The following is a 9533-nucleotide window of genomic DNA, read 5'->3' as shown; positions in this document are numbered from 1 at the left end:
AAGTATTTCGTGAATGAGGGGGTGGTCGAGGGGTTTGCCCTGGACTACCCGATTACCTCTCGAAGGTTGTTCGATCCGGTCGTGGAAAGGATCGAGGATTCGTTTAGCCCTGGTCGCTAGTTGCTCCGCCCGACCCAAGAGGTCTCCGGTCCCCAGCCTCTGTGCCCCTTCTTAGACGCGCGGCGAGATCAGGCGGTAGGAACCGGATTAGCTGGTTCAAGTGGGGTCGACTGCCGTCGCGGCGGACGCGGTAGACATCGGTATGGCGTCGCACTGTGCCCGGGGAACGGGCGGCGCGATTCAGCAACACTGCGGGCTTCGAACTGCGGAGCAAGTTTGCGCAGCATCCATAAGGCCGGACGCCTCGCCTTTACGGCAAGAACAGCCGCGACGACCCAGACCGTCGGCGCCACCATAAAGCCGAACGCGACAAGGACGATGAAGGAGAGCCTGCCCATCGGCCGAACCTAAGCATTGCACCCAGTCGGTGGCAAATGTCGGCAAACAGCCGCAATACGGACATGTGATCGTAGGGTGGCGAATTTCCCTAATGGCCCGAAGCCACCGCTGAAGATGGATAGCAAATGTCCGAAGTGGGCGGGAAGCTGACTTTCGCTGCGGCGAGAACGAACGACCGCAACGCGCCACGAGCGGTCATTCAGACTGTCGCACTCGACGGGATTGCTAGCGTGCCACGCCCCCGGCCTAAGCTGGTGCGCCTTCAATTCGTTCTGGCTGGTGCCGAGAGCGGAATGCTGACCGTCAGGAACGCGCTGCCTCCCTTCGTTCGGTTCTTCACATCGAATTCGAAGTATCCGCGCAGATTAGTGTAGATGGGCACGCCGCCGACGTCGAAATTGTAGCCTATCTGCGGGCCGATCGCGAAGGTGCGTCCCTCGAAATCGCCTAGCGCCGCAGGTTGCCCCTGATCCGGCGTCAGTTGCACATACGCATAGCCGACAAGGCCGACGAAAAGCTGCTCGCTCAGAAACCGCGAGATGCCGAGGTCGAGATGGGAATCGACGCCGCTGGTGTAGTTGGTATCGGTGTTTTCGAAGTTGTAGGTCACACCGGCGGTCGCCGAGAACTCCCATCCAGTCGTGGCATTCAGGTAGGTATAGGCGCCGCCAACGTCGATCGCGGCGTGTCCCAGACCGAGATTGGCGAGGCTGTCAGGATCGTAACTGCCCACCGGGATATCGCCAGTGACGTAGGCCATCCAGTTGTGAACGCCTTGGTTCCAGAAGAGCTGGGCGGTCGGATAGAGGTCGCCAAAGCCGGTGACGCTTTCCGATCGGCTGGCCGAGAGCGGCCCGAATCCGACTTCGGCGGAGGTCTGGTTCCAGCCGGGAAAGGCAGCAAGCGAGAGAACCGGTCGGGCGCCGAGAAACGTCGTGTCCGGCGCCCAGGTCGGAACGAAGAATTGCCCGAAGAATTCGGTGTCGACGCCAAGGCTGAGAGTGTCGCCCCGGTTCAGCGTCGTCTTGGCGCCGGCGCTGCCTGAATAGTAGTAGGACTGCATCGGCAGCGACCAACCCACAGCCGGCGCTATGGCGGCAAAGCTGGCATACTGTCCCGGCAGCCAGAAGCTGACGCCACCTTCGTCCGCATTTGCGGGCGGCGCGATACTGCCCCCAATTGTCACGACCAACGGGATAAGCAGAGATAGTGCCCGGCGGCTCGTCTCGATCCGGCGGCAAACGCTCGAAAGGACGCTCCGCTCTCGCAGCGTTTTGATCGTGTGCATGGGCTGAATCATTTCCTGGAACTCAATGCCGTTCCGCCGCGTACGCGGTCGTGGTGGCGTGATCAACGATCAACCCGCCCTGTGATCGCAGGGCGGGTTGATATCGTAGTTACTGCTTATAGCCTTTGAAATCCTCGCCAACCTTAATGTTGGGGTACTCCTTCACGCTACTTTCATATTCACCGATGATCTTGAAATTCGGAGCCAAGACCCAATCGATGGTCAGATCCGAGTAGAACAGGTTGTTGTCCTCGTGTGGATCGCTGGACAGGTCGTAAACCATGGGGAACTGCGGCTTGATGATGGGTTTCTCGGCGGCGAACGGCTCTTCAGTGTAGCGGAAGATCGTCTTGTACAACTTCCACTTAATGGACATCAGCTCGCCGTCCGTGCCGAAGAACATGTAGCTGTCGCGCCCAGTAGTTTCGCTCTTGCCCAGCATCAAGGCCGAGGCGTCGACGCCGTCGATGGGGCGATCCGTGGGGACGCGTTTCGACTCGCCCACCATTCCGGCCAGCGTGGGCAACCAGTCCACGGCGGCGAACATCTCGTTCGTGACGACACCGGCGGGAACCTTGCCAGGCCAGCTGACAATCGCTGGCACCCTCATACTTCCTTCGAACGGCGTGTTCGGGAAATTACCGCGCCAGGGCCCATTCGAGCCGGGGCCGACCTGAGGGATGAATCCACCGTCGGCGTTATCGCTGCTGAAGATGAAGATGGTGTTGTCTTCGATGCCCGCTTCCTTGACGGCGTCCTTGATCTGACCGACGCGGTAGTCCATCTCGCCAATGACGTCAGCCCAAAGCCCGCCGCGCTTGGTAGACTTGCCGGCGAAATTCGGATTGCCGATGATCGGCGGGTGCGCCTCGGAGTAGCCCACGTAGACGAAGAATGGCTTCTTCTCTGCCGCGTTGCGCTTGATGTAGTCGACCGTCTTGGGGATGATGTACTTCTCATCCACGATCGGGCGCACCTCCAGGTCGAGGGGCATGATCGGCTTGGAATCCTCGCCCTTCTTTCCCTCCCAGATCATGGGCACCGGCAAGCCACTCTCCTTATACAGCGGCCAAGCGGTATAGCCCGCCTCGTCCCAGCTGTTCATGATGCCCCACCACTCGTCGAAGCCTTGATTGTTTGGCAACCGTCCCTGCGTATCGCCAAGATGCCACTTGCCGAACAGCGCCGTGGCATAACCAGCGTCGGAGAATAGCTCGGCAGCGGTGTATTCCCATGGCACCATCCCAGATAGCCCCGTCCCGGGAAAAGGGACCGAGGAGGTGCCGGAGCGAACGGGATGACGCCCGGTCATGATCGCCGAGCGCGACGGAGTGCACTGGGCCTCAACGTTGTAGTTGGTGAATCGGATGCCCTCGCTGGCCAACTCGTCGATGCGCGGCGTTGGTATCGTCCCGCCGTATACCCCGAAATTTCCCCAGCCGACATTGTCCACCAGGATGTAACCGACGTTGGGTTTCTGCTCCTGCGCCTGCGCCGGAGCGGCCGCGACCATCGCTGCGCCGACCAGGGCGCCGCCCAGCGCGTGAAGTGCTGCGTTTCTTCTCACCTTCGATCCTCTTTCATCTTCGTTGGCATCATTGCTTTGAATGCCCCGTCTGGTGGTCCGTTTTGAAATGTTGGTGCGTGGTAGCCGGTGTCTCTCGTCGAGGCTTACGGGACCGGTGATCGGGAAGCGTCGGAAGCCAGGACGCGAATCTGCATACGCCCTTGACGTACTGAACGAGTAGAGCATGTCGTCGCTGAACTGAATATTTAAGGCTCGCGACCAATGGCCAGCACGTCCGCGCGCAGAATCTTCAGTCCTTCCAAAATAGTAGCTGATACCTACGGCGAAGCGGGCCGATGGGCGTCGCCTCTGGGGCAACCGCCGAAGTCGTTGCTGGCCAATCGACCGTCTGCTGTCGCTCTAGGAGGCCGACATCATCGAGGCATTCAAGATATCGGTGATGCTCCAAGCTCGGAAGTGCGCTCGCGGAAATCTGAGGCAAGCGCAAAGCGCCGCGGGGTGAGACTGGGCTTTTGCATCGACCGCCCCTGATCGCCTATATATTGCTGCTCCCCCGCCGTCGTTTCGCTCGTCGAAACTGACCGTCTTGAAAACCTTCCACTACGTGCAGGACCCTACAATGCAAATAATCGCGAAATCAGCAGCACTGTGTGTGTGCGCATTCACCGTAGCTGGAACGGCAGCCTACGCGGAGGCGGTGCACGTTGACGCATTGAATTTCATTGAGGCCCAGACGGCGCTGCAGTTCGCCACCTACCAGAAGAACGCCGGCGGGGTGAACAAGGTGTTCAACGAGCGCGAGCCCGTTTCGATCGACAACCAGCCAACGATCCGGATGAACCGTGACACGCTGTACAGCTTCATCACCGTCGATATCAGCGAGGGCGCGGCCGTCACGCTACCCGATGCCGGTTCGCGCTACCGGTCGATGATGGTGGTCAACCAGCAGAACTACATTCCGGCCGTCTATCTCGATTCTGGCCGCTTCGAACTGACGAAGGAGAAATTCGGCTCCGATCATGTCTGGGTCGTGATCCGCACTCTCGTCGATTCGAATTCTCCTGAGGACCTCAAGGAGGTCCATGCGCTGCAAGACGGCATCAAGGTCGAGGCAAAGTCGGCGAAGCCGTTCGTTGCCGCGGATTACGATAGCGCCAGCTTGAAGGAGACCCTCGATGCGCTGCTCGAACTGGGAAAGGGCGTGCCGGATTCTAGGGGCTGGTTCGGGTCGAAGGAACAGACCACGCCGATCGGCCACCTGATCGGCACGGCGGTCGGTTTCGGCGGGCTGCCGCTGGAGCACGCGTTTTACCTCAACGTCAATCCGGACCTGCCGGTAGGCGAGTACAGCCTGACGGCCAAGGACGTGCCGGTCAGGGCATTCTGGTCGGTGAGCCTTTACAACAAGGAAGGCTATTTCCAGAAAAATCCGGAGAACGCCTACAATTTCAATAGCGTCAACGCCAAGAAGAACGCTGATGGTTCGATCACCATTAACTTCGGCGGATGCGGCGACGGGCGTGTCAACTGTCTGCCGATCATGGATGGTTGGAACTACGGTGTACGGATGTACGAGCCCGACAACTCGATCCTCGACGGCAAGTACATATTTCCGTCAATTAGTCCGGTCACGAAGTGAGTTGGCATAGGCGGTGGCAAGACAGGTTGGAGGAAAATCAGTGATGCACGCAGGCAAATTGTTGTCCCTCGCGCTCGGTGCGGGACTCGCGGTATCGAGCTTTCCGGGTGGCGTCGGTTCTGCGGTTGCACAGTCAGCGTCAGAGGAGGCGACGTCCATCGCCGAACAGGCAGCGATTTATGGTCTGCCTATGGTGATGAATTACAGCGTGCTGTACCAATTTGCGGTCGACAAGACGAGCAGTCAGTACAAGGCGCCGTTCAACCAAATCCACAATGAAGCGAGCCTTGCCTCACCAGCCGATACGGCGATCGTAACGCCCAACAGTGACACTGCGTATTCCTTTGTCTGGATGGATCTGCGCGCGGAACCGATCGTTCTTTGCGTGCCCAAGATCGAAGAGTCGCGATATTATTCTATCCAACTCGTCTCTCTCTATACCTACAACTTCGGTTACATCGGTAGTCGGGCTACGGGCAACGATGCCGGTTGTTACGCGATTGCAGGACCGAAGTGGAACGGTGAGAAGCCGGACGGTATCGAGAAAGTGATCCAGTCGGGCTCCGACTTTGCATTCGCTAACTATCGAACCCAGGTATTCGGGCCTTCGGATCTGAACAACGTGAAGGCGGTACAGGCCGAGTATTCAGTTGAAACTCTGTCCGAGCATATGAAAACGGAGGCCCCAGCATCGTCGCCGGCGGTGGCGTGGCCCAAGTTCGAGGCCGAAAAAGCGAAAAAAGACCCGTTCAGCTATCTGTCGTTCATTCTCCAATTCGCCCCCCCTATTGCCGAAGCCGAAGTGGAGAAACCGTTGCGCGAGAAGTTCGCCAAAATCGGTATCGAGGCAGGCAAGCCATTCCCTTCGATTGAGCTTTCCGATGAGATGAAAGCCGCCGTTGCCAACGGAATAAGGGCCGGCGTGGAGAAGGCAGAGGCCAAGAAGTCGGACGTCGGACAGGTCGTGAATGGCTGGCAGGTATCCCAAGGTCTTTTCGGCGATCGTCAGATGCTGAAAGGCGATTACCTGCTGCGAGCGGCGGCGGCTCTTGTCGGCCTCTATGGTAATGACTCGAAAGAAGCCTTCTATCCGCTCACTCGCAAAGATGGCGGCGGCAATGAACTCGACGGAAGCAAGAGCGATTATGCGCTGACGTTTCCGGCCGACGGGTTTCCCCCGGTCAACGCGTTCTGGTCCGTGACGATGTACGATGGAAAGACACAGCTGTTGATCAGAAATCCGATCAATCGCTACCTGATCAACTCCCCCATGCTGCCTGACATGCAAAAAAATGAAGACGGCTCTCTGACGCTCAGTATCCAGCATGAGGAACCGACCGATGCGAAGGCGAAGGCCAATTGGCTGCCGGCACCGGACGGACCAATCTATATCGTCATGCGTCTGTACTGGCCGAAGGCTGAAGCGCTAAACGGCAGTTGGGAACCGCCTGCGATTGAGGTTGTCCAGTGATTTCGCCCGCCAATCGCAAATGACCAGGCATTTAATTCCCCTGCCATGACCCATCACCGTGGGATGGCAGGAGAAGGGCGACTATCGCATCACCAATAGGAAGTCGAGCGTGGGGACACCTACGCCAATCTTCTATTCAGACCGACGCTCGACGACTCCCGCCTCAAGTCAGGAGCCGTCGTTCCCAGTCCAATGGTCCAACGGCGGCTTTGGGCCGAGAGCGCCAACGAAGATTTTGTAGCTTCGGGCGGGAACTGGTAATTCGCTGCAATGTGAAGGAACGGCAGTAACGCGCCACAAACGGTCGACGCAGTCGGTCTGAATCACCAGATACGGTAGGGGGCCCCTATTCCCGTCCTGCCACGGACGCCGGCACACCTTTTTTTTTCTCGCCACGCCGCAGGTGTGTCTCCAGTCCAGCGCCGAAAAGCGCGGATGAACGCGCTAGGGGTCGCGAAGTCGAGCGTTAGCGCGAGGTCGCCAATAGAGAGCGTGCTCATCGAGAGAAGATCGCGGGCGATCGCAAGGCGGACCGCATTGCGGACCTCCTCGAAGGACGTGCCCTCCCGGGCCAACGCCCGGCGGAGGTACCGGACACCGACACCGAGATGGAGGGCGACCTCGGGCATGCCTGAGAAACCCTGGAGGAGAAGGGCGCGGAGCGCGCGGCGGGTGCGTTGGGTCCATTCGGTCTGGATGAGAGCAGGCTGCGAAAGAATGCCGTCCACTGCCTGGTCGTGCAAGTCACGGTCCGCAGTCGGCAGGGGGAATTCCATGTCCTCCAAAGAGAGATAGAAGCCGGTCTCCGCCTCGCCGAAGCGCACTTCCGCGCCGAGGCTGGACCACCGACCGGGATTGCTCGGCACAGGGCGCATCGAGAGGTACTCGCGTGGCCGAACGGCACCCCGCGTGATTTCCGTGACGATCCGGGTGAGGAGAGCGAGGACGATGTCCTGCGTGATTGCTGAGACCGTCGGTCTGGGGTCGTGGACCCCGTAGCCGAAAAAGACGTCATTCCCCTGCCTGCGGATATACGTGACTGCCGCCGAGGAATTGCGGTCCTGGAATGCGGTCAGGTCCGATAGGGCCTCGCCGAGCGTCGCAGCGGTACGAACCACCCGAGCCAGCGGACCCAGCACCGCAGCCGTTTGCCTCGCCCCAAGCATCAGCCCGAGATCCTCGCGCCCGGTCCGCGCGACCGCGTTTTCCAGGACTGTCAGCATGGCGCCCAGTTCAAGAAATCTATCCGGAGACAAATCCGCGGGAACCAGATCGGTCCCTTGAAGAACCTCCACCACCGGAATCCCCAATTCCGTCAGGATGCCGGGCAGCGGCACGAGCGGGTCGGAGCGTTGCTTGGCGGTATCGGAAATCGATCGTGTCCTCAAAAGGCGATCATTGGTCCAGACACCGTGATATGATCTGGGTGAAAGGCGCAAGGCCCGTAGTTTCGGAATGAGACCTGTGACACTCGGGTCCATAACCCGTTGGCGGAGCGCTTAGTCGTGGACCAATGGAGGAAGCCTTGCAGAAACTGATCGCCGCATTCGTGGCCGCATTCGCAGGTGGGGCCGTCGTCGTCGCGCCGGCGTCAGCCGATGAGCAGGATGCGCGACGCATCTTTCAGGAAATGTCGGATTATCTCGGGTCGCAGTCAGCGTTCTCGTTCGACTATGACGCCGCGCTTGATCTCGTCACCAATGAAGGCCAGACGCTGACATTGGCTAGCTCCGGCAAGGCAAGTGTCGCCAGACCGGACAAGATCAGCGCCAGCCGCACCGGCGGCTTCGCTGAGATCGAGATGGTCTTCGACGGCAAGACGCTGACCTTCGTCAACAAGGGCGCCGACACCTACACGGAAATCGAGATTCCCGGCGATCTCGATAATCTGATCGATACTCTGCGGGACACCTACCAACGCCCGCTGCCCGCCGCGGACCTGTTGATGTCAGATGTCGACGGGCAGTTGATGCCGCTGGTCACCGACGTCAAGGATCTCGGCAGTGGCGTGGTCGGCGGGGTCGAGTGCAATCATTTCGCCTTCCGGACCCAAGACGTCGACTGGCAGATCTGGATCGCCGGAGGCGATGAGCCGTATCCGTGCCGTTACACAATCAGCAGCTCAAAGGTAGCCGGGTCCCCCCAATACACCCTCGTTGTCAGCAACTGGAAGACCGGCGCTGACGCCATGGTCGGTGATTTCAAGGTGACCATCCCCGCAGGAGCCACCAAGGTCGATGCGTCTGCCATCGCCGACAAGCTGCCCGAGAACTTCACCCTCCTTGGAGACGCGAAATGATGACACAGTCGAAACGTCTGGGCATCGGCCTGTTTGCAATAGCCGTCGCGATTGCCGGCCTTGAATTTGGCCAAACGCTGTCAGTGCCAGGTGTCCACAGCACCATTGCGGAGGCACAGGCCCGCATTGGCCGTCCGCTGACCCCCGTCAGCGTCGCGGGCGTCGGTCGCCGCACCGTCCGGCGCTGCGCCGTCGGCATCTACTATTGCTGATGCGTGGTGATACAGTGCCTTGAGGTTGCATCTTCCAAATGATGAGCTTGGGAAGCGGCGTCTGGTGGCCAAGGGTCTCGCTCGGACATATCTTGATGGGAGTTGGGTAATGGTTGATCGTTTCCGTAGCACGTTGATCGCGAAGACAGCAGTGTGTTCGACTTGGGTGCTCTTGTCAGCTTCGGCTGTCCTCGCCCAAGGCAACCCTGAAAGAAACGCCTATTTCGGCGAGCAACACATCCACACGAGCTGGTCGGTCGATGCCTGGCTCTTCGGCAACCACCTGACGGGTCCCGACGACGCGCTGAAATATGCTCAGGGCCAGGCGATCAAGCATCCGCTGGGCTACGAGATCAAGATCGAGCAGCCTCTCGACTGGATGGGGGTGACCGATCACTCCGAGTATGTCGGCATTACCAAGCAAGCGAACACTCCTGGCTCGCCGGTCAGCAAGATGCCGGAGGCGCAGCCGCTGATCCTGAAGGATCCGAACAACCCCGCCGACGTGGCGAAGGTCTTCGCCTATCTCGTTTCGCTGGTCAGCAAGCCGCCGATCAAGGCATTCATGACACCCCAGGTCGCCGGCACGGTCTGGAAGGAAAACGTCAAGATTGCCGACGAGAACAACAAGCCCGGC

The 9533-nt window shown here is 59.6% G+C and carries 8 protein-coding genes; 5 read left to right on the top strand and 3 right to left on the bottom strand.

What is annotated here, in order from left to right; all coding sequences use genetic code 11:
* Window positions 1–721 precede the first annotated feature (721 nt).
* Together BLT60_RS23800 and BLT60_RS23795 are read right to left on the bottom strand one after the other, a co-directional pair.
* Entirely contained in the window at window positions 722–1813 is a 1092-nt protein-coding gene (locus tag BLT60_RS23800; RefSeq protein WP_244521428.1) for a SphA family protein, read from the bottom strand.
* Window positions 1814–1856: 43 nt separating this feature from the next.
* Complete coding sequence (locus tag BLT60_RS23795) at window positions 1857–3314, bottom strand: arylsulfatase (RefSeq protein WP_175478629.1); 1458 nt, start codon at window positions 3312–3314, stop codon at window positions 1857–1859.
* Window positions 3315–3861: 547 nt separating this feature from the next.
* On the opposite strand from BLT60_RS23795, the gene BLT60_RS23790 reads away from it, so the two are divergent.
* Complete coding sequence (locus tag BLT60_RS23790; protein ID WP_210185677.1) at window positions 3862–4914, top strand: DUF1214 domain-containing protein; 1053 nt, start codon at window positions 3862–3864, stop codon at window positions 4912–4914.
* A gap of 43 nt (window positions 4915–4957) precedes the next feature.
* The gene (locus BLT60_RS23785; protein WP_090881395.1) at window positions 4958–6385 is read left to right on the top strand and encodes a DUF1254 domain-containing protein; all 1428 of its coding nucleotides are present in this window, start codon (window positions 4958–4960) and stop codon (window positions 6383–6385) included.
* A gap of 323 nt (window positions 6386–6708) precedes the next feature.
* Here the strand turns inward: BLT60_RS23785 and BLT60_RS23780 are convergent, their stop codons facing one another.
* Window positions 6709–7824, bottom strand: coding sequence for a helix-turn-helix domain-containing protein (locus tag BLT60_RS23780; RefSeq protein WP_175478628.1), 1116 nt, complete (start codon window positions 7822–7824; stop codon window positions 6709–6711).
* An 86-nt stretch (window positions 7825–7910) separates the two neighbouring features.
* Here BLT60_RS23780 and BLT60_RS23775 point away from each other — a divergent pair, with 86 nt between their 5' ends.
* The 3 genes from BLT60_RS23775 to BLT60_RS23765 form a co-directional block, all read left to right on the top strand.
* Window positions 7911–8684, top strand: a complete 774-nt coding sequence (locus BLT60_RS23775) for a DUF2092 domain-containing protein (RefSeq protein WP_244521427.1) — start codon at window positions 7911–7913, stop codon at window positions 8682–8684.
* Window positions 8684–8896, top strand: coding sequence for a hypothetical protein (locus BLT60_RS23770; RefSeq protein ID WP_090881407.1), 213 nt, complete (start codon window positions 8684–8686; stop codon window positions 8894–8896). The genes BLT60_RS23775 and BLT60_RS23770 overlap by 1 nt, the downstream gene beginning before the upstream one ends.
* Before the next feature lie 109 nt (window positions 8897–9005).
* The coding region (locus BLT60_RS23765; protein ID WP_139167958.1) for a DUF3604 domain-containing protein at window positions 9006–9533 on the top strand (528 nt) is incomplete at its 3' end.

The organism is Bauldia litoralis, from assembly GCF_900104485.1.
Lineage (GTDB): Bacteria > Pseudomonadota > Alphaproteobacteria > Rhizobiales > Kaistiaceae > Bauldia > Bauldia litoralis.
Note: the sequence above shows the minus strand (reverse complement) of the source record. Positions and strands in the feature narration are given on the sequence as shown.

Coding starts and splice junctions, on each gene's coding strand:
- BLT60_RS23785 (WP_090881395.1), top strand. CDS start 4,958: ATGCACGCAGGCAAATTGTTGTCCCTCGCGCTCGGTGCGGGACTCGCG.
- BLT60_RS23770 (WP_090881407.1), top strand. CDS start 8,684: ATGACACAGTCGAAACGTCTGGGCATCGGCCTGTTTGCAATAGCCGTC.